The sequence below is a fragment of the Kocuria sp. U4B genome (genome assembly GCF_054875615.1).
The window spans coordinates 2,755,151-2,777,120 of sequence record NZ_CM142180.1; the positions used below are offsets into that span (position 1 = coordinate 2,755,151).

At 72.6% G+C, this 21,970-nt stretch carries 21 protein-coding genes, 1 tRNA gene and 1 pseudogene; 20 read left to right on the top strand and 3 right to left on the bottom strand.

Annotation, left to right across the window (positions count from 1 at the left end; all coding sequences use genetic code 11):
- Positions 1 to 3 precede the first annotated feature (3 nt).
- The 13 genes from ACYSMR_RS12995 (at position 4) to ACYSMR_RS13055 (ending at position 11,399) form a co-directional block, all read left to right on the top strand.
- Positions 4 to 1,128 (top strand): adenosine deaminase, encoded by a 1,125-nt coding sequence (locus tag ACYSMR_RS12995; RefSeq protein WP_461745734.1) that lies wholly within the window; start codon positions 4 to 6, stop codon positions 1,126 to 1,128.
- Positions 1,125 to 1,865, top strand: a complete 741-nt coding sequence (locus ACYSMR_RS13000; protein WP_461745736.1) for a MazG nucleotide pyrophosphohydrolase domain-containing protein — start codon at positions 1,125 to 1,127, stop codon at positions 1,863 to 1,865. Before ACYSMR_RS12995 ends, ACYSMR_RS13000 begins: the two co-directional genes overlap by 4 nt.
- A 114-nt stretch (positions 1,866 to 1,979) precedes the next feature.
- Positions 1,980 to 3,263, top strand: coding sequence for a phosphopyruvate hydratase (eno, locus tag ACYSMR_RS13005; RefSeq protein WP_251333506.1), 1,284 nt, complete (start codon positions 1,980 to 1,982; stop codon positions 3,261 to 3,263).
- Positions 3,264 to 3,375: 112 nt separating this feature from the next.
- A complete protein-coding gene (locus ACYSMR_RS13010) occupies positions 3,376 to 4,038 on the top strand; it encodes an FtsB family cell division protein (protein ID WP_461745738.1) in 663 nt (220 codons plus the stop codon).
- Between the two features lie 8 nt (positions 4,039 to 4,046).
- Complete coding sequence (locus ACYSMR_RS13015) at positions 4,047 to 4,649, top strand: DUF501 domain-containing protein (protein WP_461745740.1); 603 nt, start codon at positions 4,047 to 4,049, stop codon at positions 4,647 to 4,649.
- A gap of 53 nt (positions 4,650 to 4,702) precedes the next feature.
- Positions 4,703 to 5,653, top strand: coding sequence for a Ppx/GppA phosphatase family protein (locus ACYSMR_RS13020; protein WP_461745742.1), 951 nt, complete (start codon positions 4,703 to 4,705; stop codon positions 5,651 to 5,653).
- A gap of 39 nt (positions 5,654 to 5,692) precedes the next feature.
- Positions 5,693 to 7,120, top strand: coding sequence for a S8 family peptidase (locus ACYSMR_RS13025; RefSeq protein WP_461745744.1), 1,428 nt, complete (start codon positions 5,693 to 5,695; stop codon positions 7,118 to 7,120).
- A gap of 105 nt (positions 7,121 to 7,225) precedes the next feature.
- Positions 7,226 to 8,635 carry an NAD(P)/FAD-dependent oxidoreductase gene (locus tag ACYSMR_RS13030; protein ID WP_461745746.1) on the top strand — a complete coding sequence of 470 codons (1,410 nt, stop codon included), beginning with the start codon at positions 7,226 to 7,228 and terminating at the stop codon, positions 8,633 to 8,635.
- Positions 8,636 to 8,705: 70 nt separating this feature from the next.
- Positions 8,706 to 8,779: transfer RNA gene (locus tag ACYSMR_RS13035), tRNA-Leu, on the top strand.
- Positions 8,780 to 9,022: 243 nt separating this feature from the next.
- On the top strand, positions 9,023 to 9,277 hold the full coding sequence (locus tag ACYSMR_RS13040) for a hypothetical protein (protein WP_461745748.1): 255 nt from the start codon (positions 9,023 to 9,025) through the stop codon (positions 9,275 to 9,277).
- A 399-nt stretch (positions 9,278 to 9,676) separates the two neighbouring features.
- On the top strand, positions 9,677 to 9,904 hold the full coding sequence (locus ACYSMR_RS13045) for a hypothetical protein (protein ID WP_309126189.1): 228 nt from the start codon (positions 9,677 to 9,679) through the stop codon (positions 9,902 to 9,904).
- Entirely contained in the window at positions 9,901 to 10,491 is a 591-nt protein-coding gene (locus ACYSMR_RS13050; protein ID WP_461745750.1) for a hypothetical protein, read from the top strand. Before ACYSMR_RS13045 ends, ACYSMR_RS13050 begins: the two co-directional genes overlap by 4 nt.
- The gene (locus ACYSMR_RS13055) at positions 10,488 to 11,399 is read left to right on the top strand and encodes a DUF1963 domain-containing protein (RefSeq protein WP_461748024.1); all 912 of its coding nucleotides are present in this window, start codon (positions 10,488 to 10,490) and stop codon (positions 11,397 to 11,399) included. The genes ACYSMR_RS13050 and ACYSMR_RS13055 overlap by 4 nt, the downstream gene beginning before the upstream one ends.
- A gap of 186 nt (positions 11,400 to 11,585) precedes the next feature.
- Here the strand turns inward: ACYSMR_RS13055 and ACYSMR_RS13060 are convergent, their stop codons facing one another.
- Positions 11,586 to 12,314 carry an alpha/beta fold hydrolase gene (locus tag ACYSMR_RS13060; RefSeq protein WP_461745752.1) on the bottom strand — a complete coding sequence of 243 codons (729 nt, stop codon included), beginning with the start codon at positions 12,312 to 12,314 and terminating at the stop codon, positions 11,586 to 11,588.
- A 501-nt stretch (positions 12,315 to 12,815) separates the two neighbouring features.
- On the opposite strand from ACYSMR_RS13060, the pseudogene ACYSMR_RS13065 reads away from it, so the two are divergent.
- The 3 genes and pseudogenes from ACYSMR_RS13065 (at position 12,816) to ACYSMR_RS13075 (ending at position 15,209) form a co-directional block, all read left to right on the top strand.
- Positions 12,816 to 13,791, top strand: a pseudogene (locus ACYSMR_RS13065) (IS481 family transposase).
- Between the two features lie 504 nt (positions 13,792 to 14,295).
- On the top strand, positions 14,296 to 14,805 hold the full coding sequence (locus tag ACYSMR_RS13070) for a hypothetical protein (RefSeq protein WP_461745753.1): 510 nt from the start codon (positions 14,296 to 14,298) through the stop codon (positions 14,803 to 14,805).
- A complete protein-coding gene (locus tag ACYSMR_RS13075) occupies positions 14,802 to 15,209 on the top strand; it encodes a hypothetical protein (protein ID WP_461745754.1) in 408 nt (135 codons plus the stop codon). Before ACYSMR_RS13070 ends, ACYSMR_RS13075 begins: the two co-directional genes overlap by 4 nt.
- A gap of 30 nt (positions 15,210 to 15,239) precedes the next feature.
- Here ACYSMR_RS13075 and ACYSMR_RS13080 read toward each other — a convergent pair whose 3' ends face one another.
- On the bottom strand, positions 15,240 to 16,277 hold the full coding sequence (locus ACYSMR_RS13080; RefSeq protein ID WP_461745756.1) for a Fic family protein: 1,038 nt from the start codon (positions 16,275 to 16,277) through the stop codon (positions 15,240 to 15,242).
- Positions 16,278 to 16,809: 532 nt separating this feature from the next.
- Here ACYSMR_RS13080 and ACYSMR_RS13085 point away from each other — a divergent pair.
- Positions 16,810 to 17,190, top strand: coding sequence for a hypothetical protein (locus ACYSMR_RS13085; RefSeq protein ID WP_461745758.1), 381 nt, complete (start codon positions 16,810 to 16,812; stop codon positions 17,188 to 17,190).
- A 789-nt stretch (positions 17,191 to 17,979) separates the two neighbouring features.
- On the opposite strand, the gene ACYSMR_RS13090 is transcribed toward ACYSMR_RS13085, so the two are convergent.
- A complete protein-coding gene (locus tag ACYSMR_RS13090) occupies positions 17,980 to 18,564 on the bottom strand; it encodes a cupin domain-containing protein (RefSeq protein ID WP_461745760.1) in 585 nt (194 codons plus the stop codon).
- A gap of 263 nt (positions 18,565 to 18,827) precedes the next feature.
- Between ACYSMR_RS13090 and ACYSMR_RS13095 the strand changes: the two genes are divergently transcribed.
- From ACYSMR_RS13095 to ACYSMR_RS13105, 3 genes are all read left to right on the top strand, one after another.
- Positions 18,828 to 19,289, top strand: a complete 462-nt coding sequence (locus tag ACYSMR_RS13095; RefSeq protein ID WP_461745762.1) for an ester cyclase — start codon at positions 18,828 to 18,830, stop codon at positions 19,287 to 19,289.
- A gap of 369 nt (positions 19,290 to 19,658) precedes the next feature.
- Positions 19,659 to 20,339 carry a hypothetical protein gene (locus ACYSMR_RS13100; RefSeq protein ID WP_461745764.1) on the top strand — a complete coding sequence of 227 codons (681 nt, stop codon included), beginning with the start codon at positions 19,659 to 19,661 and terminating at the stop codon, positions 20,337 to 20,339.
- A 255-nt stretch (positions 20,340 to 20,594) separates the two neighbouring features.
- The gene (locus tag ACYSMR_RS13105) at positions 20,595 to 21,695 is read left to right on the top strand and encodes an FAD-dependent oxidoreductase (RefSeq protein WP_461745766.1); all 1,101 of its coding nucleotides are present in this window, start codon (positions 20,595 to 20,597) and stop codon (positions 21,693 to 21,695) included.
- The last annotated feature ends 275 nt before the right edge of the window (positions 21,696 to 21,970 follow it).

Genomic DNA, 21,970 nt, shown 5'->3' on the forward strand with positions numbered 1-21,970 from the left:
GCGTTGCTGACCTCCGCCGAGCACCAGCCCGCCCGCGTGCCGGAGGGCATCCTCCGCGACCTGCCCAAGGTGTGCCTGCACGACCACCTCGACGGCGCCCTGCGCCCGGCCACGGTCGTCGAGCTCGCCGCCGCGGCCGGGCACCGCCTGCCCGTCGAGGCGCCCGAGGCCCTCGGGCGGTGGATGCGCACGAGCGCCGACTCGGGCTCGCTGGAGCGCTACCTCGAGACCTTCGAGCACACGGTCGCGGTCATGCAGACCCCCGAGGCCCTCGTGCGCTGCGCCCGGGAGTACGTCGAGGAGCTCGTGGTCGACGGCGTGGTGCACGCCGAGGTCCGCTGGGCCCCCGAGCAGCACACCGCCGGCGGGCTGTCGATGGCCGAGGCCGTGGAGGCCGTGCGGCTGGGGCTCTCCGAGGGGGTGCTCGCGGCCGAGGACGCCGGGCACATCGTGTCCGTCACCCAGATCCTGTGCGCGATGCGCCACGGGGACCGCTCCCTCGAGGTCGCCCGGCTCGTCGTGGACAACCGCGACCGCGGGGTCGTGGCCTTCGACCTCGCGGGCCCCGAGGACGGGTTCCCGCCCGCCCGCCACCGGGCGGCCCTCGAGCTGCTCGCGGACGAGCTCATGCCCGTGACCCTGCACGCGGGGGAGGCGGCGGGGATCGGCTCGATCCGCGACGCGCTCGCCACGGGCCGCGCCCTGCGGCTGGGCCACGGGGTGCGCATCGCGGAGGACATCGACATCGACTACCTGGAGGACGTCGCCGTGGTGGACCTGGGCCGGACCGCCGAGTGGGTGCGGGACCGGGGGATCGCGCTGGAGGTCTGCCCGAGCTCCAACCTGCAGACCGGCGCGGTCGCCGCCTTCGGCTCGGCCCCCTCCCAGCACCCCGTGGACATGCTCTACCGCACGGGCTTCACGGTGACGATCTCCCCGGACAACCGCCTGATGAGCGGCACGTCGGTCACGGACGAGCTCGGCTTCCTCGTCGAGCACTTCGGCTACGGGCTGGAGGACCTGGAGCGGCTGCAGCGCAACGCCGCCGCCGCGGCGTTCCTGCCGCTCGAGGACCGCAGCGCGCTGGACGGGCTGATCACCGAGGGCTTCGAAGGGCTCTCCGCATGAGCCAGGGACACGGCACCGACGGGGCCGACGACGTCGGCGGGACCGCCCTGGGCGTCCCGGACCGCACGGGGCAGCGGTTCGCGGAGCTCGTGGCCGTGATGGACCGGCTGCGCTCCCCGGGCGGCTGCGCGTGGGACGGGCAGCAGACCCACGAGTCCCTCGTGCGCTACCTCGTGGAGGAGGCCTACGAGGTCGTCGAGGCGATCGAGGCCGAGGGCGGCCCGGAGGCCCACCCGCAGCTGCTCGTCGAGGAGCTCGGCGACGTGCTGCTGCAGGTCGTCTTCCACGCCCGCGTGGCCCAGGAGCGGCCCCGCGAGGCGGGCGGGTTCGACGTCTCGGACGTGCTCGAGGCGATCACCGGCAAGCTCGTGCGCCGCCACCCCCAGGTCTTCGGGGCCGGCTCGGCCGGCGACGTGGCGGGGGAGCACACCCTCGAGCAGCTGCACGCCCGCTGGGAGGACCTCAAGAAGGAGGAGAAGCCCGAGCGCACCGGGCCCTTCGACGGGATCCCGCCCCACCTGCCCGCCCTGGCCCTCGCCGAGAAGACCCTGGCCCGGGCCCGCAAGAACGGGCTCGAGCCCGCCCGCCCCGAGGACCCCGCAGGACCGCGCACCGAGGAGGAGCTCGGCGAGGCGCTGTTCGCGCTCGTGCGCTCGGGCTCGGCGCACGGCCTCGACGCCGAGCGCGCCCTGCGCGGGGCGACCCGCGCGTACGTGCGCGAGCGCGACGGCGGCTGAACCCGGGTCCGGGGCGCTCCGCGACGCCCGGGGGCGGCGCAGGACGCCGCCGACTCGCTAGGCTGGACCCGCTGGGGCCAGCACGCCCTCCCACCACGACGTCAGGAGCTTTTCATGGCCATGATCACCGCAGTGCACGCCCGCCAGATCCTCGACTCCCGCGGCAACCCGACCGTGGAGGTCGAGGTCCTGCTGGAGGACGGCAGCTACGGCCGGGCCGCGGTGCCCTCGGGCGCCTCGACCGGTGAGTTCGAGGCCGTCGAGCGCCGCGACGGCGACAAGAGCGTCTACCTCGGCAAGGGGGTGCTCGACGCCGTCAAGGCCGTCGACGAGGAGATCGCCGAGGCCGTCATCGGGCTCGACGCGACCGACCAGCGCCTGATCGACCGCACCATGCTGGACCTGGACGGCACCGACAACAAGGGCAACCTGGGGGCGAACGCGATCCTGGGGGTCTCCCTCGCCGTGGCCCGCGCCGCCGCCAACGCCGCCGACCTCGAGCTCTACAAGTACCTGGGCGGCCCGAACGCCCACGTGCTGCCCGTCCCGATGCTGAACATCCTCAACGGCGGCTCCCACGCGGACTCCAACGTGGACATCCAGGAGTTCATGATCGCCCCCATCGGCGCCCCGACCTTCTCCGAGGCCCTGCGCACCGGCGTGGAGGTCTACCACTCGCTGAAGTCCGTGCTCCACGACCGCGGCCTGTCCACCGGCCTGGGCGACGAGGGCGGCTTCGCCCCGAACCTCGAGTCCAACCGCGCCGCGCTGGACCTGATCTCCGAGGCCATCGAGAAGGCCGGCTACACCGTGGGCACCGACGTCGCGCTCGCCCTCGACGTCGCCTCCTCCGAGTTCTTCGAGGACGGCAAGTACAACTTCGAGGGCAAGCAGCTCAGCTCCGACGAGATGGCCGCGTACTACGAGGAGCTCGTGCGCGACTACCCGCTGGTGTCCATCGAGGACCCCCTGGACGAGAACGACTGGGAGGGCTGGAAGACCCTGACCGCCTCCGTGGGCACGCAGGTCCAGCTCGTGGGCGACGACCTGTTCGTGACCAACCCCGAGCGCCTGGCGCGCGGCATCGAGGAGGGCGCCGGCAACGCGCTGCTGGTGAAGGTCAACCAGATCGGCTCGCTCACGGAGACCTTCGACGCGATCTCCCTCGCCCAGCGCCACATGTTCCACTGCATGATCTCCCACCGGTCGGGGGAGACCGAGGACACCACGATCGCCGACATCGCGGTGGCCACCAACGCCGGGCAGATCAAGACCGGTGCGCCCGCCCGCTCCGAGCGCGTGGCGAAGTACAACCAGCTGCTGCGCATCGAGGAGGAGCTCGGGGACGCCGCCCGCTACGCCGGCGCCTCCGCCTTCCCGCGCTACACCGCGAAGTGACCGCGGCCGCCTGAACGGGCGGTCCCGAGCGTGCGGGCCCGGCCCCCGGCCGGCCGGGCCCGCACGGACGCTACACTGGTGCCCGTCCCCGATCCCGCCCCGTGAGGTCCGCATGCCCGCTTCCCGCCCTCCCACCACCCGCCTGCTCGGCGGGCGGGACGCCGCGCGGAGCCGGGCGGAACGGGCGCCGCGCCAGCAGACCGGCTCGACCGCCGTGGGGACGCCGACCCCCGCCCGGACCTTCAGCGGCCGGTTCCTCGCCCTGACGCTCGTGGCGGTGCTCATCGTCTTCCTCGCGGCGCCGACCACCAAGATCTGGCTCGAGCAGCGCGCCGAGATCGCCGCCCTCGAGCGCTCGATCGCGGACATGCAGGCGGAGCAGGCGTCCCTGGAGCACCAGGTGGACCAGTGGTCGGACGAGACCTACGTCAAGCAGCAGGCCCGCGACCGGCTGCTCTACGTCATGCCGGGGGAGCGCTCCTACCTCGTGGTCGGCGCCGAGGAGATGGAGGGCGCCGTGGTGGACTCCTCCGCGGCGCAGGTCGAGGCGGACAAGCCCGCGTGGGTCGACGCCCTGTGGCAGTCCGTCGTGGCCTCCGCCTACGACGACACCACCGGCACCCCGGGAGCCACCGGGGACGCCCAGCAGAGCGAGAGCACCGGCGGCTCCGGGGGCACCGGGAGCTCCGCGAGCACCGCCCCGGAGGCCACCACCGGGGCCGACGACCAGCCGCAGGACGCGGCGACGGACAGCCGCGGCACGGCCGCGGAGTGAGGAACGGCGTGAACGACCAGCACGGACACGAGACCGGCGACGGTGCGGCCCCCGCCCCCCGGGGCCTCGGGGTGACGGCCGGCACGGTCGAGCCCACGCCCCTGGACCTGCAGGTGCTCTCCCGCCAGCTCGGGCGCCCGGTGCGCGACGTCGTCGAGATCCCCGCCCGCTGCACGTGCGGCAACCCGCTCGTGGCGGCCACCGCGCCGCGGCTGGCCAACGGGACCCCGTTCCCCACGGTCTTCTACCTGGCGCACCCCGTGGTCACGTCCGCGGTCTCCCGGCTCGAGGCCGGCGGGCTGATGTACGAGATGTCGGACCGGCTCGGCTCCGACGAGCGGCTCGCCGCCGGCCACCGGGCCGCGCACGAGGACTACCTCGCGGAGCGAGCCCGGATCGGGGCGAAGGCCGGCACCGGCCCGGTCCCCGAGATCGAGGGCATCTCCGCCGGCGGCATGCCCGTGCGGGTCAAGTGCCTGCACGTGCTCGCCGGGCACGCGCTGGCCGCCGGCCGGGGCGTGAACCCCCTCGGCGACGAGACCCTCGACGCCATCGCGCAGTGGTGGACCCCCGAGGCCTGCCACTGCGACCCCGCCTGGCGCGACGCCTGAGCCGGCCCCTGCCACCACCCCCGCCCGCACCCCCCACCCCTGAGGACGTCCCCATGCGCGTAGGCGCCATCGACTGCGGCACCAACTCCATCCGACTGCTCATCGCCGAGGCGCGGGAGGAGGACGGGCGCGTCGTGCTCGACGACGTCGTGCGCGAGATGCGCGTCGTGCGCCTGGGCCAGGGCGTGGACGCCACCGGGTGGCTCGCCGAGGCGGCGCTGCAGCGCACGTTCGCGGCCGCCGACGAGTACGCCCGGCTGCTGGAGCAGCACCGAGTGGAGCACCTGCGGTTCGTGGCCACCAGCGCCACCCGCGACGCCGGCAACCGGGACGTCTTCCTCCGCGGCATCCGCGAGCGGCTCGGCGTCGAGCCCCAGGTGATCACCGGCGACGAGGAGGCCGACCTGTCCTTCCTCGGCGCCTCCGCCGCGGTCGGCGGGGCCGACCCCGACGACCGGGTCCTCGTGGTGGACCTCGGCGGCGGGTCCACGGAGTTCGTCCTGGGCAACGCGGACGGCGTGCGCGCCGAGCGCAGCGTCGACATCGGCTGCGTGCGCCTGACCGAGCGCCACCTCGGCGCCAACCCGCCGACGGCTCCCCAGCAGGAGGCCGTGCTGCGCGACGTCGACCGCGCCGTGGACGCCGTCCTGCAGACCGTGCCCCTGGCCGAGGCGACCCACCTCGTGGGGGTGGCGGGCACCGTCACCACCGTCACCGCCCACGCGCTGGGCCTGCCCGGCTACGACCCGGAGGCCATCGACGGGGCGGAGCTGCCCGCCGAGCGGATCGAGCAGGCCTGCCGGGAGCTCACCGCCATGACGCGGGAGGAGCGAGCGCAGCTGCCCTACATGCACGAGGGGCGCGTGGACGTCATCGGCGCCGGCGCCCTGGTGTGGCGGCGGATCGTGGAGCGCGTCGCCTCCGCCACCGGTGGCCGGGTGCGCTCGGCGATCGCCAGCGAACACGATATTTTGGACGGGATCGCCCTCTCGCAGGTCGGCTGACCCGCGCTCGTCCCACTCGGACCCCACCCCGAAGGACCCATGCACCCCACCGCCGCCCGTCGCCGTCCCGCCCGTCCCCTCGGCGTCCCGCGCCGGGGCGCCCTCGGCGCGGCGGTCCTCGTCGCGGCCGCCGCCGTGGGCCTTCCGGGAGCGGAGCCCGCCCGGGCCCAGCCCGGTCCGCCGGCCCCCGCCCCGAGCATCCCGATCGAGAACCCCGTCACCGAACCGCCCGAGGCGCCCGACACCTCCCGGATCGACGCGGACGGGATCCGGGCGCAGCAGTACTGGCTGGACGAGTACGGCATCCGCGACGCCTGGAAGGAGTCCACGGGCGAGGGAGTGCGCATCGCCGTCATCGACACCGGCGTCGACGGCGCCCACCAGGACCTCGCGGGCGCCGTGGCGGGCGGCACCGACGTCTCCGGGGGCGGGGCGCCCGACGGCCAGGAGGGCCTCGGCGCGGAGCCCGAGCACGGCACCCTCGTGGCGTCCGTGGCGGCAGGGCGCGGCCACGTGCCCGACGGCGGCGACGACGACGCCGCCCCCGGCCGCCCCGCCGGGGTCGTGGGCGTGGCCCCGGACGCGCAGGTGCTCGCCGTCTCCACGTGGCTGGGCAACGAGACCCCGGACATCCGCAGCGTCGACGAGCAGATCCCCGACGCCGTCCGGTGGGCCGTGGACAACGGAGCGGACATCATCAACATGTCGGTGGGCTCCAACAGCACGTCCTGGCCGCGCAGCTGGGACGACGCCTTCCTCTACGCCGAGGAGAAGGACGTCCTCGTCGTCGCCTCCGCCGGCAACCGGGGCTCCGGGCTGGTCCAGGTGGGGGCCCCGGCCACCATCCCGGGCGTGCTCACCGTGGGCGGCGTGGGCCGCAACGGCGAGGCCAGCTGGGAGTCCTCCTCGCAGGGCATCTCCATCGCGGTCGCCGGGCCCACCGAGGACATGGTGGGCGCCATCCCCGGCGACCGCTACGCCACGTGGGCCGGGACGTCCGCGTCCGCCCCCGTCGTCGCGGGCGCCGCGGCGCTGATCCAGGCGAAGTGGCCGCAGATGAGCGCGGCCCAGATCGCCAACCGCCTGGTCTCCACCGCCCGGGACACCGGGGCACCGGGCAAGGACCCCCTCTACGGCTACGGCGTGCTCGACGTCGAGGCCGCGCTGACGGAGGACGTCCCCGAGGTCACGGAGAACCCCCTGGGGAGCATGCGCGAGTGGGTGCGCGTGCACCGCCGCGGCGCCTCGGCCGCACCCACGGCGACCCCCACGCGGAGCGCCGAGCCCGTCACCGAGCAGGTCGAGGCCGAGGCCGCCCCGCCCGAGCCGGTGCCGCCGATCGACGAGACGGGGCTGCTGCCCCTGTTCGTGCTCTCGGGCTTCGGGCTGCTCGTGCTCGGGCTGACCGCCGGGGCCGTGGTGCACATCCGGCACATCGTGCGCGGCGGGCCCGGCCGCAACGGATGAACCGGGCGCGCCGGCCCGGCGCCCGGACGGGCCGACGGCGGAACACGGTACCGGGGGTCCCGGCCGGGCCGCAGCGCCGTCAGCTTTCTGAGTAGACTCTGGGTCATGTCTTTTACTCAACTCGCTAAGGATCGACCGCGCCTTCTGATCGTCGGCGGCGGCTACGTCGGTTTCACCGTGGCGCAGGAACTGCAGAAGCGGATCAAGGACTCCGGCGGGGTCGTGACCGTGGTGGACCCGAACCCGTACATGACCTACCTGCCGTTCCTCCCCGAGGTGGCCGCCGGCAACATCGAGGGCCGCCACGCCGTGGTCCCGCACCGTCAGCACCTGCGCGACTGCGAGCTCGTCGGCGGCCGCGTGGTCGGCATCGACCACGCCAACCGCACGGCGACCGTCCAGGGCGTCGACGAGGGCGAGACCTTCGAGCTGGCCTACGACGAGGTCGTCATCTCCGGCGGCTCCGTGACCCGCGCGTTCCCGATCGAGGGCCTCGCCGAGAACGGCATCGGCCTGAAGTCCGTCGAGGAGGCCGTCGCGCTGCGCGACTGGGTCCTCGAGCGGATCGAGTTCGCCTCCCTGACCTCCGACGAGGACGCGAAGCGCCGTGCGCTGACCTTCGTCGTCGTCGGCGGCGGCTACGCCGGCACCGAGGGCCTCGCCGAGATGGAGGACATGGCCCGCAGCGCCGTCGAGCGCAACGAGCGCCTCGAGGTCTCCGACCTGCGCTTCGTCCTGATCGAGGCCATGGGCCGGATCATGCCCGAGGTCTCCGAGGACCGTGCCGAGAAGGTCGTGGCCCAGCTGCGCAGCCGCGGCATCGAGGTCCTGCTGAACACCTCCCTGGCCTCCGCCGTGGACAAGCACCTGAAGCTCATCAACATGCAGGACAAGTCCCCGGCCGGCGAGATCGACACGGACACCCTCATCTGGACCGCCGGCGTGCAGGCCAACCCGCTGGTGAAGAGCACGGACTTCCCCCTGGACCAGCGCGGGCGCGTCCGCGCCGGCGCGGACCTGCGGATCACCGGCGACGACGGGCCCGTCGAGGGCGCCTGGGCCGCCGGCGACGTCGCGGCCGTGCCGGACCTGACCGGCGGGGGCGTGGGCGGCTTCTGCGTGCCCAACGCCCAGCACGCCGTGCGCCAGGCCCGCGTCCTGGCCAAGAACATCCTGGCCGCCCGCGCGGGCAAGCCGCTCGAGGACTACTACCACGAGAACCTCGGTGCGGTCGCCGGGCTCGGCCTGGGCAAGGGCGTGGCCAGCATCAAGAACCTGCCCGGCATCAAGGGCAACGGGATCGAGTTCTCCGGCTTCCCGGCCTGGATGATGCACCGGCTCTACCACGGCTACGCCATCCCCACCGTGGAGCGCAAGGTGCGGGTGTTCTCCGAGTACGTCCTCAACGCCGTGTTCGGGCGCGACACCGCGCCGATCCGGCACGCGCGCGAGCCCCGGCTGAACTTCCAGGAGGCCACGGGCAGCGCCCCGGCCTCGAGCAAGGCCAGCCTCTGACGGGACCTCCCGTCCACCGGCTCAACCCCGCCCCGGGCAGCGTCCGGCGGCGGGGTTGAGCCGTTCACCGGCCCCCATAGCCCAATCGGCAGAGGCAGCGGACTTAAAATCCGCTCAGTGTCAGTTCGAGTCTGACTGGGGGCACTCAAAATCCGCGGAAACGCAGGAAAGTTGGTTGAGTCGGTCACCGTCACTGGTGGCCGGTTCGCCATCTACTCTCCATTTTCGACACAAAATTCGCACTGAAGGCGGCGCAAGGTCCCAAGCTACCGGGACTTCGTCATCTCTCACGGGCGTCACCCGCGGCTGGCCACCGACTGCGCGGCCGAGGCGTCGCTGGCGCGGTGGCTGGCGCGGCTGAAGGCCGACGGTGAGGCGACCGAGCTGGTGGCGGCCGTCGAGGGCCTGGTGATGCCCGCCCAGGCCCAGCGCACCACCGAGGAGGCGGTGACCGTGCAGTGCGTACGTTTCGGCTACACCCACCTGCGGGTGCCCTCCCGATCGGCCAAAGACGCACGGAAGCGAATGCTGGCCTCCTGGCGGGCAGATGTGGTCGCCGACCCGTCCCACCGTGACCACCAGGTGCTCAGCCGACTGGCGGAGCGGATCACCAACCGTCGTCACGAGGTCGCCCTGGTGTAGATGCTCGAGCACAAGGCCGCGACCGGCAAGGTGGTCAACAACCGCTCCGACGCTGCCTTGTACGGGGCGCTGCGCCGGGCGCGGGCCGCTCGGGCTGACGGAACCCTGTCAGTGCTGGGAGCACGGTTGCTAGCAGACCTGGAAGGCGCGCCGCGCCCGGTGCGCCGTCGGAGACGAGCCCGGGCTCCTGGGTCTGTCCGGGCAGAAGCAAGGGCAGACGCCGAAGCCTTCGGGCGAGCGCTGGCGGGGGTGTGAACCCCTTCCGCGCACCGGTCGATCCGGTGCACAATCTGATCACCCGAGGACCTCGTGAGCACTGCGCCCCAGTGCGGCGGGGTCCTCGGTTGACTTGACCCCATCCCGGCGCCCGGCCGGGGCGATGCACAGGAAGGAGCCGCTATGAACCCCATCGAGTGCCCGTGCTGCGACGACGGAGTCGTTGCCACCTGGCGGGTGGTCGCCACCGACGAGATCATCCTGCTGTGCGACGAGTGCGACTCCGTGTGGGATGGCCCCGAGGAGCTGCCGTGCCCGGCGTTGACGACCGTGGACCAGTTCCTCGCTGCCCGGGGTCTGCCGCTGATGTGGGACCAGCTGCAGCGGCTGGACCAGGCGCCGGCCGCATGAGCGGGGCGTGGGAGGCCGCTGCAGGTGACTCGGCCTGGGCGGCCTACCAGCGCACGGCGCAGGTGGAGTCCACCACGCTGATCCTCAAGGGCGGGCCGATCTTCGACCCAGCCAAGGTGGCGGCCAACCCGGGGTACTACCTGCTGGACATCTACGAGCACGAGACCGAGGCCGCGAAGCTGTGGAAGTCGCGCCGGCGCCGGGACCGGTACTGGAGCGAAGGCGGGATTCGGCTGCGGTATCAGGGGGCCGAGATGCTGCCGTTCGGGGCAGTGGACGACGTGTCGGCGTTGTGGTGCTACCTGGTGGACGTCGTCCATGAGTTCCTGGATACGGGTCGAGGATGGTGCGACTACCCGGACCAGCCACTGCCGGTGGTGCTGGAGACGTTCAAGCGCAAGGTGTTCTTCTCCGCAGAGGGCAAGCGCGTGATGGTCGAGCCCGTCCCGTTCCTCGACTCGCTGCTCGATGAGGCCCAGCGGTTCTTTGAGCGGGTCGAGCACCACCTGGGTGAGCAGCTGCTGGTGCGGCCGCTGACCGGCCTGCGGGAGCGGCTGCGCGAGGAGCCCGGCGGGTGGCGGTCATGACTGGCGCCGGCGAGGAGGTGTCCGCACCGCTGCACGGACCGTGGGGGCAGATCGAGTCGTGGCTGCTGGCTGGCCCTCCGGCAGCCGCGGCACTGCTTGAGCAGGTGGCGTGGTCTCCGGTCCTCAGCGAGAACTCCTTTGCCCCCGGGGACGAGGAGCTGATCGAGCTGTGGCGCACCGGAGGGTGGGTCAGCTGGCTGGGCGGACCCGCGGCCGCACCACTGCAGTCCTGGCCGGCGCGGGCCGACGGACTGGCACTGACGCACGTGCTGACACTGGATCTGGCCGACCTCGACGGGGCGCTCGACGCCCAGGGCAAGGCGGTGTGGCCGGGACTGCGGGAGGGGCTGCCGGGGACCGGGGTGCTTGAGGTCTTCCACGACCTGGAGACCACGGGGGAAGACCCGGCGGATGGGGAGTCCCGGGCGTGGCTGGTGCGCTGGGTGCACCAGCCGGACCGGTCGGCGCTGGTGGATCCGCCGGAGTCGACGGCCGCGCCGGGGCCAATGTGCCAGGTGGTGCTGCCGATGCCTGGATTCACGCTGCCGCCGGCCGCTGACGCTGCTGGCGGTCTCAACGAGGTGTTCCAGACGGCCAAGGAGCTCGAGCAGCAGCTGCAGTTCTCGTGGCTGGTGCAGCGCACCGGCTCCGCGGCCGGGACGCCGACGCCGGTCTCCCACGTCTACGGACACAGCCAGGTGGGGGAGCTCAACGCCCGGGCGGTGCTGAACCGGGTCCTTCCGCTGGAGCAGCCCCGGGATGAGCACCGGCTCGTGGTGGATCTGGAGAGCTGGACGACGCTGAGCGGGTGGTTCGGCGACGGCGGGCACCTGGAGGTGTGGATGCGCAAATCGGACCTACGTGCGGGGGACTTCTCCGCCGCGTGGTGCATGCTTCGATCCGGCTGAGGGGATGAGAACGCCCGCCTGGGGATCAGTCCCGATGGGCGCCGCGTGCGAGCAGCTTCTGCCGTGCCGGCGCCGCTCAGCCGGATTGGCACTGAAGAACATCGCCTACTACTTGTCGGCGCGCGGTTTGCCAGCGCTGTGCAGTGAGCTGGCCCCGGGGAGCTAAGCCGCATGAAGGCGGCGGGCTCAGCCCGCCGATGCTGACCACGCGCGCTCGATGCCTTCCTGCGGAGTGACTCCGCGCTCGGACAGGAAGTCTGTGATCGCCACAGCGATTTCCGGAGACCGGGTCCAGTGCAGGTAGTGCCCGCCATCAAGCACGATGAGCTTGTGGTCGTCCACTGCCCGCAGCTGCTCTTCGTGGGAGGGCAGCCACTCGTTGGTCTGGTTCACGGTGTCTTGGGCCAGGAACATCAGCACCGGCAGTTCACGCGGGAATTTCACGTCCTCCAATACTCGGGCGTTGTCCCCGATCCGTCGGGTTTGGTCGGTCACCGCCGGGTTGGCGAAGTTCCAGACGGTCATCCGGTTGATCTGCTCCCGTTCTTGAGCGGTGTGGGCCGTGGTGGCGGGCAGCGCCAAGTCGGGGGCGGCCAGCAGCGTCCAGCGGAGTAGGCCGGTGGACGCCGCCAACCGGCCCCATGGGATGCCGCCGCTGGCCGGGGCCTCGTCCTGGTCGGCGGCGAAGGCGGGAGCGGTGGTGTCGATGCCGATGACCGCGGAGACCTCCCCGGGGTGCCGGTTGACGTAGTCGAGGATGTAGAACCCGGCCAGGGAGTGGCCGGCCAGTACGTACGGCCCCTCGACCTCGGCGCCGGCCAGGGCGACGTGGAGCTCCTGGGAGATGTTCTGGACTGCCCGGTCCGGGGCTTTCATGTCCGCGTCGCCGTAGCCGAACCCTTCGACGACCACCACACGGTGACCTTCGAGCTCCCGGATCAGTGGGGCGAAGTCCAGGGCCGGGGAGGGGACCCAGACCGCTGAGCAGCACGATGGTGGGCCCGTCCGCGGCGTTGTCCACGACGTCGACCGAGCCGCCGTCCACCGCCACCCGCTGACCGTACGGAACGCTGCTGGTGCGCTCGTATTGGGTAAGTGCGAAGTGCAGCCCGCTGGAGACCAGCACCCGGACCAGGAGAACCATTGCCGTGACGACGGCCAAGCGTCCGATCCTCCGCCACCGCGGCCGTCTTGGCCGCGCAGGGCGCGGGGTGGTGGCCGGATCGGCGGGTGCTGGATGTGCGTCGTGGCGCGTGGCCATGCCGGCCTCCGAGAGCGGAGAAAGTTGCTTGGGGCGAGCGTAAGCAAGTCTCTAGATGTACCCGGGCAGGAGATTGGTAGCGCGGTGTTGACGTGAGGAGAGCCTCCGGGTGGGGTGTGGCTTGTCGAAGGCCCACATCCACCACGGAGGCTCCCATGTCCCACGGTAATGCCCGCACCACCGTCCACGGCAGGCTCCTGATCGTGCAGCGCCACCAGGCCGGGATGCCCAAGGCGCACATCGCCGCGGCCATGGGTGTGTCCCGCAAGTGCGTGGCGACCTGGATCGCCCGCTACGAGCACGAGGGTGAGGCCGGCCTGCACGACCGGTCCTGTCGCCCGCACACCACCCCGACCCGCACCCGGCCCGAGGTCGAGCAGCAGGTGCTGGCGCTGCGCCGCACCACCCGGCGGGGTCAGGACTGGCTCGGCCCCGAGCTGGGACTGGCCCCGCGCACGGTGGGGCGGATTCTGCGCCGCCACCGGGTCCCGTACCTGCGGGAGCTGGACCGGCTCACCGGCCAGCTCATCCGGGCCTCGAAGGCCACCGCGGTGCGCTACGAACGCGACCGGCCCGGGGAGCTGGTGCACATGGATGTGAAGAAGCTCGGCCGGATCCGAAGACGGCGGCGGCTGGCGGGCGATCGGCCGCGCCCAGGGCAGCCTCACTCGGGACCACGGCACCCGGGTCGGGTTCGACTACGTTCACTCACTGGTCGATGACCATTCCAGACTGGCGTACTCCGAGGTCCTGGCCGATGAGAAGGGCGCCACGTGCGCGGGGTTCCTGGCCCGGGCCGCGGCCTATTTCGCCGACTGCGGGATCGAGAAGATCCAGCGGGTGGTGACCGACAACGCCTGGGCCTACCGCCATTCCACGGCCGTGCGCGAGGTCATCACTACCCTGGGCGCCAAGCAGGTGTTCATCCGCCCGCACTGCCCCTGGCAGAACGGGAAGGTGGAGCGGTTCAACCGCACCCTGGCCACTGAGTGGGCCTACCGGCAGGTCTTCACCAGCAACGACGAACGCGGCGCTGCTCTTGCCCCGTGGGTCGAGCACTACAACACTGGCAGGCGTCACAGCGCACTCGAAGGCCACCCACCGATCAGCCGCCTGCGACCAACCCAGTGACCGGGTACATCTAGATAGCGGCAACGATTCAGGCCATCGTGATGACTGGTGAGGTGAGCGCCCCAGGGGTGTCGGCGCCTGCCGGGGGATCAGCCTGCGGGTGCCGGGTGCGCGAGCACGTTGAGCCCGGCCCTGCTTTCCCACAGGAATGGGGCCATCAGTGGACGGTCAGGTGTTCTCCGTCTCCCTCCACGCCCCCGACTCCGCGGTCGCCGACGACTTCGCCACGGCCCTGGAAGCGGTCATCGCCTCCAGCACCGGCCCCACGACCTGAGCCGGTCCCGCGGAGACACTGTCCCACCGTGCTTGCCCCAAATGGCTACCACCCCCCCCGGGACAGACGGATGCTGAGACCCCGATGCGGGCGACTGGCCCGGTGTCGGCAGTGCCTCCGCTGGGGTCCGTGCCGCACACATGGGAGATGACCACCGGCCTTTCCCGTCTCCACCCCCGCCGCAGGGATGGAAGCAAACAGGACGGCACCATCATCCAGAGACGGACACGATGATCACTTCCTCCAGACCCAAGCCACGCCTGCCCTCCCACCGCTTGCCGCTGATCCCCGTCCTGCTGGTGGTGCCAGTGGCACTGACGGGCCTGTACGCGGCCGGAGTGCCCTGGGTCGTCACGGCCCTCGATGCGTTCTGGGCAGGGGTGGACCACCTGGGGCGGTACACCGAGGTGCTGTGGGCGGTAGCCAACCTGTCTTGGGTCGGGGTCGCGTGGCTGTTCCTGCGCCTGCACCGCCTCACGCAGTGGAACCAGCAGGTCCTCTCGGCCTTGAAGGCCGCCATGGACGAGGCGGAGGTGGTTCGGGCATTGGGTCGCAACGTGCTGGCCGACCTCGCCCACACCCGGGGTGTCCCGCGCAGGGACCGGGCCTGGGTCTCCTCCATGCTGGCCGCGCTCACCCCGCCGGACCACGACGACACTGCTGGCACCCAGGAGCAGCAATGGCACCCAGGAGCAGCAATGGCACCCAGGAGCAGCAATGGCACCCAGGAGCAGCAATGAAGGAGTCCGACGAGAACGAGATGAACAATGATGCCCACGCCGGCGCCTCGCCCACCGGTGCAGCCGAGCCGGGCATCCGGGAGGTCGTCCGGGACCTCACCGGCCACCTGGGCCCGACCCTGGTGGCCGTGATGGCCGGCAGCCAGGACCCCGGCATCGCCGTCCAGTGGGCCGGGGACGACGGGCCCGCCCCCGACCCGCCGGCGGAGTCAAAGCTGCGACTGGCGCACCGAGTGTGGGCCGGGCTCTCGGCAGCGGAAGGCGATGAGGTGGCTCGCCTGTGGTTCCTCGGGACCAATCCCTGGCTGGACGGGATCTCCCCGGTGGAAGCCATCGCCCAGGGGCGAGCCCAGGTGGTGCTCGGCGCTGCCCGAGCCATGATTGAGGACCGGCACGCCGGTTAAGCCCTGCCGACGTTGGCAGGACAGGGGTGCTCAGCCGCGGCGGCCGGCGCGGGCGGCGAAGTCGTCGAGGGCAGCGGTGACGTCCTCGGCGATCCAAACGCGGTTGCGGCGGTTGGCGGTGGCCGGGGTCAGCACCCCGGCGGCGAGCAGCTGGTCGATGGCCCGTTGGGCGGCCGGCTGGGAAACCCGGGCGTGGTCGGCGACCCAGCGCACGGTCACCGCCGGCTGGCGGATCAGCATGGGCAGCACCGTCCAGGCGGCAGCGTCCCGGCGGGCGTGCAGGGATTGCTGCCAGGTGGCGTAGAGGCCCTGCAGTTGCTCGGCCAGGACGCGACCATTGGTGACTCCGGTGAAGGCGGCGTGGGCGAACCGACTCACGATCGGGGTGAGGTCCCCGTCGCGGTAGGCGGTCAGGGCGTCGAAGTAGGAGCCCGTGTCGGTGAGCAGCCCGGCCGAGACCGGCACCGTCATCGCCCGGGTGGCGCCGGCGGCGCGCAGCATCGCGTGGACGAGCACCCGCCCGGTGCGCCCGTTGCCGTCAGCGAAGGGGTGGATGGTCTCGAACTGGGCATGGGCGATCGCCGCATGGGCCAGCACCGGCACGTCGGTGCGGTGACAGAAGACGATCAGATCGTCCATCGCCGCCTGCACCCGGGAGGGGTGCGGGGGCACGAAGGTGGCGGTGTGCGGGGTCGGGGCCATTCCGCCGATCCACACCGCCCCGGTGCGGAACCGCCCCGGTGCGGCGTAGTCCTGACCGGCCATCAGCGCCGCATGGGCGGCCCGGAGGGAGTCCACCGACAGGTCCTCGGACATCGCCACCGCGGCCTGCATGGCGGTGACGTTGGCAGCGACCATCGCCGCGTTCGGTCCTGTTCTCTCGCCCACCGTGGCCAGCGCCAGGGCCTTGGCACCCGCGGTGATGTCCTCGATCTGGGAGGATGAGGTGGACTCGGTGCGCAGCAGCACCGCCGCCAGCGGGGCCAGCTCCCCGTGCTCCTCCGGGTCCCCGCCGCCGACGCCTGGCAACGCGGAGGTCAGTTCGGCGTCGAAGCGGGCGATCTCCATCAAGGCGTCCTCTGCCTCAGTCGCGACCGCCGGGGGCAGGACGACACCCAGGTCGGCGATCCTTGCCGGCACGGCCGCCCGGTACGGGCCGCGGGCAGCCATCCGCGCCCGGCGCGACATCGCCCCGGCCACCACCGGCTCACTATCCCAGGAGTGCTCCTCCCACCCCACGGCCAGATCGCTAGCCGGCCGACCTTCCCAGGACGCCGACCCCGGCGCGGAAGCGGACTCCTGCCGGTGAGGTGATGAAAGAGGGTCCACTGGGCTGGCCATGCCACCACTCTACCCAACGTTCAAGGCATAAAGTTATATAAGTGATTCCTCGTTTCAGGGTTTCTAGCGCCTGGAAGGCGGCCGGAGCCCGCAGATCCGAATTTCACTGGTGGGCTCGACGGCGTCCTTCTTCGCCCTTGGTGCCCGCGGTATTCCGCGCCAGTAGGCCGGCTTTTCGCGCCAGCTCCAGGGGCGATGCGTCGTTGATGCGTCGTTCGCTGCACGGAACCCGCAGCGCGGGCCCGTTGCAGGCCGCACGGTGCGCCTGCCCCGGACCCGTCGGCGCCGCAGCGCCCTAGAGGGCTTCCTGGTGCTGTCCGGCCGCTCCGCGCCGGCCACCCCGGCGGTGGCCGCACGCCTGGGACTGTCCGCCGGGGACACCGGCCTCCTCGAGGGCTGCCTGCACCGGGAGGCCCTGGTGTCCGTCCAGGAGAGGTCCGGGCCGGTGGCCGACGCCGGGGGAGAGACCTTCCGCCACCGCATCGACCACCCTCCGGTCGCCCCACCGCTCTTCACCGCCCCGGACCTGGCGGAGCGGGGCACGACACGCGGGCGCGCCACGGCACACGCTCTGCTGCAGCACGCCCTGGCGGGCTGGCAGCACCCTCAGCCTGCCCCGTCGTGCCGGCCACTACTCTGAAGGCGACACCGTGCGCCCACCATCGACAGGACCCGATGACCATGAAGGTCCAGCTCGCTCCCGCCCTGCTCGGACTGGGGCTCGCCCTGACCGGCTGCTCCTCGGCGCAGCCCGACCAGGCCGGCGCCTCGTCCTCCGCTGCCGCCTCGGCGGAGCCGGCCGCGTCCTCGCCCGGTGGCGGCCAGGCCGGGCCGCGCAACGGCACCGACGGCGCCGACCCGCTGGCGTCCTTCCTGGCCTCCGACGCCGGCGCCCGGTACACCGGCACGGTCACCGGCGTCCAGGAGCTCGGCGGGACCAACGGCGGGATCCGCGTCCACCGCCTCGACACGGACCTCACCGACCGGGAGAGGGCCGTGGAACTCTGCCAGGCCTACCAGTCGGCCATGACCACCGGGCAGGAGCAGGTCAACGTCCTGGACGCCGAGCAGATGTTCCTGGCCACCACCAACGGCGACCCCGGGACGTGCACGACGGCGGGGACCGAACCGGAGACCACACCGCCGCCGCCGGGCCCGACGCAGACCCCCGATGATGGACCCGTCGTGCCGGCCCCGGACCCGAATGCCCCCTTCACCTACGAGGAGGCCTACGCCGCCTGGCACAACGGGATGCCCTACTACGAGGCGTTCTGCGTGAACTACACTCCCGTCACCGACGGCGGGTCGCCCAGTGCGAGGGCATCAACGCCGGCACCGTGGGCTACACCACCGGGGAGTACCTCGGCCCCTGACCCTCTCGCGGGCAGTGCGAACGCCTTGGCCGCCCTCGTGCAGTGCCGGGGCGTTGTCAGGTCCGGCGGTAGTACCGCTGCTCGAGCTGTCGGTCGATGCCCTTGCGCCGGGCCGCCGCGGCCAGCAGACGGAACACCGGCGTCATGGCCCGGCCTGCGCCGGGCAGGTGGATGTCGGACTCCACGAGGATCAGCGCCAGGTGATAGAGGTTCTTCGGCCGCCCGTCCGGGTGGGTCAGACCGTCGGCGGCCATGTTCTGCAGGGCGACCACCCACTTCTCGAACCCGGGGTGGGCCGGGCGCAGCTCCACCACGGCACGTCCCACCCGGTCACCGGAGATGCGGAACTCGTGCACCGCCCGCTTGGGCACCACGGCTTCGTCCCCGGTCTCCAGATGCACCTCCCGACCGGCGACCCTGCCCTCGACGAGTCCGTCGAAGACGTGGAACGTCTCCACGTAGAGCGTGTGGAAATGGGGAAACACCCGGCCTCCCGGGGCGTACTCCGCGTAGATGAGGCCGTACTCCCCGCCCGTCTCCGCGCCGGTCCGGAGCCAGACCAGCGACGTGCCCTGCGACTCGTCGCGGTGGACGGTCCGTCCCTGCCGCATCTGCGCAATCTGGTCCTCGGTCCAGTCCATGACCATCGCCCCCGCCACCCAGTCTAGGACGGGTCCTCGACGGTGGCTCCCGTGCCTGCGGAAGGCCCGGCAATGTGAACGCCCCGGCCTCCGTGATGGAGCGCCGGGGCGGTGCCGGACATGGCGGCCACCGTCACGGATCCGCCAGGAGTCACGGGCCGGCGACGATGCGGCTGGTTCCCTTGGGGCCGTCGCCAGCCGGTGCCTACCGTCGAGACACCGGCCCCGCACCCGGGCCGGGCACGCAGGAATCGGAGGACACCATGAGCGACATCCCCACGTCAGTCGCCGGGCCGGTGCCCGGCGCCGGAGATCAGCGGGAGAAGGCCGAGAAGATCATTGCCGCGCTCAATGCCCACGACGCCGCCGCCTACGCCGCCTTCTACAGCCCCGACGCCATCGTCTACACCACCGCCTCCCCGGAGCCGGTGCGCGGACGGGCCGCGATCCAGCAGGACATCCAGCAGTGGTTCACCGCGATGCCGGACATGGTGCTGCAACTGGAGGAGGTGGTCGTGGACGGCCCCGTGGCCGCATCCCGGGTGCTGTTCGTGGGCACCCACACCGGGCCGCTGACGACGCCGGCCGGGGAAGTGCCGCCCACCGGGCAACGGCTGTCTGTCCCCATGGCGGTCTTCAGCAGGGAGGGCGAGGACGGGCTGACCGCGGAGGACCACCGTTACCTGGACATGATGAGCATCGCCCAGCAGCTCGGACTGGCCTGAACCGAGGAGGCCGGGGTCACGGACGGCTCGGCGGCGCAGGCCGAAGCCTCGCGCCGACGATCCCCCGGCGCGGCCGGCCGCGACCGCCAGCCCGGCACGGGGCATCAGGCAGCACGAACGCCCCGGTCCCCGTCGTGGACGCCGGGGCGTCCGGTCGTGCGCGTGCTCCGCGCCGATTGTGACGGCCCTGGGGGCAGGGCGGATAACGATCAGGTGATCAGCTCCGGCCCCGTCTCCTCCGCTCCAGCCAGGCGAGCACACTGGAGCCGTGGGCCGGTCTCGATACCGCCCGCAGCTCCGCTTCCATCCACTGCACCAGCCGTGGACTGCGCCCGGTCCGTCCTCGGCACCACGCCCCGAGGAGCAGCCATGAACAGCACCCGCCGGATCGCAGCCGCCTGCGCCGCGGCCTGCCTCGCCCTCATCGCCCCGTCCACCGCCGTGGGCCAGACCGAGCCGGTCCCACCCCCTGAGCAGCCCGACCAGCTCCAGTGGCCGCCGGCCAGCACCCACGGGAAGCTCGTGCCCTTGCCCGAGGAGTTCTACGCGCCGGTGACCCTGCCGCTGTGCGACTCGGAGGTCACCATCACTCAGGAGGACGTTGAGCCCAGCACGTACCGCGCCCTCGTCACCGAGGACGGCGACACCGTCGTGGAGTACCGGGGGTCCATCGCCCTGGACATCACTCGCGCCTCGGACGGGGCGACGCTGGAGGACATCCTCCTGGACTCCGCCCCCGTGGAGACCTACTACGCCGACGGTCTCTCCGCCACGTTCGACTACCCGGGCCCCGCGATGATTTTCGCCCAGGAGGAGGTCGACATCCAAGCCCTGGCCGAGGAGGGTCTGCCGCCGGCGTTCCTCTACCTCTCCGGACGCCTCGTCAGCACGATCACCCTGGAGTCCGTCCCCGAACCCGGCGGGCAACCACCGGCGATCGCCGAGGTGGAGATCGTGGAGAACACCACCGAGTACGTCTTCGACGTGTGCGACCTGCTCGACCAGGCCGCCGCCGGTGAGCAGCCCGACCTGACACAGCCCACCGGCTAGGCCGGGCGAATCCCGCGGAGCAGGAACGGTCCCGCCACCGCCAGCAGAGGCGTCCGTCAGCCATCACGAAACGCACGGAGGAACACGTCGCGGTCCTGGTCGAGAACGTCCTGCTCGCCGGCGGCAGGACCATAGCGAGCTGCTGGTCGGCCGCCACCGGCGCCCACGCCGTGGACGGCGGCGGGGGCATCGGCCGGAATACCGCGGGCGTCCTCCCCGTTGACTGATTGTTGAAACGTCAACCAAGGAGGCGTCGTGCTGAAGGTCGTGGTGATCGGGGCCGGGCAGGCCGGCCTGTCCGCCGCCTACCACCTGCGGCGGCAGGGGCTGGTGCCCGAGGAGGAGTTCGTCGTCCTCGACGCCAACCCCGGGCCGGGAGGGGCGTGGCGGCACCGGTGGCCGTCGCTGATCCTGGGGGCCGCCCACCGCGTGCACGACCTGCCCGGCCTGGCCCTCGGCGACGCCGACCCGGCCGAGCCGGCCTCCGCCGTCGTCGCCCGGTACTACGGCGAGTACGAGCAGCGCTTCGGCCTGCCCGTCCACCGGCCGGCGGCCGTGCGGCGAGTGCTCGCCTCCTCCGCCGACGGCCCGCTCGAGGTGCTCGCCGACGACGCCGTGCGGGAGACCGCCCTCGTCATCAACGGCACCGGGACCTGGGACCGCCCGTACTGGCCCTACTATCCCGGCCGGGAGTCGTTCCGCGGCCGGCAGCTGCACACGCACGACTTCCGCACCGCCGAGGAGTTCCGCGGCCGGCACGTGGTGGTGGTCGGCGGTGGCACCTCGGCCGTGCAGTTCCTGCTGCAACTGGCCGCGGCCGGGGCCACGACCACCTGGGTCACGCGCCGGCCCCCGGGCTTCACCGCCCGGGAGTTCGACGCGGACTGGGGCCGGGACGTCGAGCGGCGGGTGGACGAGCGGACGCGGGCCGGCCTGGCGCCGGCGAGCGTGGTCTCGTCCACCGGCCTGCCCCTGACCGGCCCCTACCGGGCCGGGATCGAGGCCGGGATCCTCGTCTCGGCGGGCCCGCTGCGGTCGGTGACGCCCGAGGGCGTCCTCCTCGCCGACGGCCGCCGGGTCCGGGCCGACGCGATCCTGTGGGCCACGGGCTTCCGGCCCGCGCTCGACCACCTCGCCCCGCTGCGGCTGCGCGAGGCCGGCGGCGGCATCCGGACGGACGGCGTGCGCGTGCTGCGCGACAGGAGGGTGCTGCTGGTCGGCTACGGCGCGACCGCCTCGACCCTCGGGGCGACCCGCGCCGGGCGGGCCGCGGCCCTCGAAGCCGTGCGCGCCCTCCGCGACGGCGCCGGTCCGGCGCCGCGGCCGCGGACCGCCGGTCTCCAGGAATGCCGCTGAGGCCGGGACGGCCCCCCAGCCGTCCCGGCCTCAGCACTGCACCGGTGCCGGCTCGTCCGACCCCCCGTCGGTGTCACAGAACCGGTGCCACGGGATCCGTCGCCGGACCCCCGGGTCTCCCCGTGACCGATACCTTCGTCCATGCACGCCGCACGCACAAGGGTCTCCGACATGTGGCCGTGCCTGGGCGACACATAAACGTGCTATAGCAAACAGGCGGCGGTGGGCGCTCCGCTCCGGGGCCGGGGCGCGCCCGGCCCCCGCCGGCGGGCCGG

Excerpts from the sequence above, each read along its gene's own strand:
- ACYSMR_RS13020 (WP_461745742.1), top strand. The coding sequence starts at position 4,703 with ATGCGCGTAGGCGCCATCGACTGCGGCACCAACTCCATCCGACTGCTC.
- eno (WP_251333506.1), top strand. The coding sequence starts at position 1,980 with ATGGCCATGATCACCGCAGTGCACGCCCGCCAGATCCTCGACTCCCGC.
- ACYSMR_RS13045 (WP_309126189.1), top strand. The coding sequence starts at position 9,677 with ATGAACCCCATCGAGTGCCCGTGCTGCGACGACGGAGTCGTTGCCACC.
- ACYSMR_RS13055 (WP_461748024.1), top strand. The coding sequence starts at position 10,488 with ATGACTGGCGCCGGCGAGGAGGTGTCCGCACCGCTGCACGGACCGTGG.
- ACYSMR_RS13000 (WP_461745736.1), top strand. The coding sequence starts at position 1,125 with ATGAGCCAGGGACACGGCACCGACGGGGCCGACGACGTCGGCGGGACC.
- ACYSMR_RS13010 (WP_461745738.1), top strand. The coding sequence starts at position 3,376 with ATGCCCGCTTCCCGCCCTCCCACCACCCGCCTGCTCGGCGGGCGGGAC.
- ACYSMR_RS13100 (WP_461745764.1), top strand. The coding sequence starts at position 19,659 with ATGAACAGCACCCGCCGGATCGCAGCCGCCTGCGCCGCGGCCTGCCTC.
- ACYSMR_RS13050 (WP_461745750.1), top strand. The coding sequence starts at position 9,901 with ATGAGCGGGGCGTGGGAGGCCGCTGCAGGTGACTCGGCCTGGGCGGCC.
- ACYSMR_RS13090 (WP_461745760.1), bottom strand. The coding sequence starts at position 18,564 with ATGGACTGGACCGAGGACCAGATTGCGCAGATGCGGCAGGGACGGACC.
- ACYSMR_RS13070 (WP_461745753.1), top strand. The coding sequence starts at position 14,296 with ATGATCACTTCCTCCAGACCCAAGCCACGCCTGCCCTCCCACCGCTTG.
- ACYSMR_RS13095 (WP_461745762.1), top strand. The coding sequence starts at position 18,828 with ATGAGCGACATCCCCACGTCAGTCGCCGGGCCGGTGCCCGGCGCCGGA.
- ACYSMR_RS13030 (WP_461745746.1), top strand. The coding sequence starts at position 7,226 with ATGTCTTTTACTCAACTCGCTAAGGATCGACCGCGCCTTCTGATCGTC.
- ACYSMR_RS13025 (WP_461745744.1), top strand. The coding sequence starts at position 5,693 with ATGCACCCCACCGCCGCCCGTCGCCGTCCCGCCCGTCCCCTCGGCGTC.
- ACYSMR_RS13080 (WP_461745756.1), bottom strand. The coding sequence starts at position 16,277 with ATGGAGATCGCCCGCTTCGACGCCGAACTGACCTCCGCGTTGCCAGGC.
- ACYSMR_RS13075 (WP_461745754.1), top strand. The coding sequence starts at position 14,802 with ATGAAGGAGTCCGACGAGAACGAGATGAACAATGATGCCCACGCCGGC.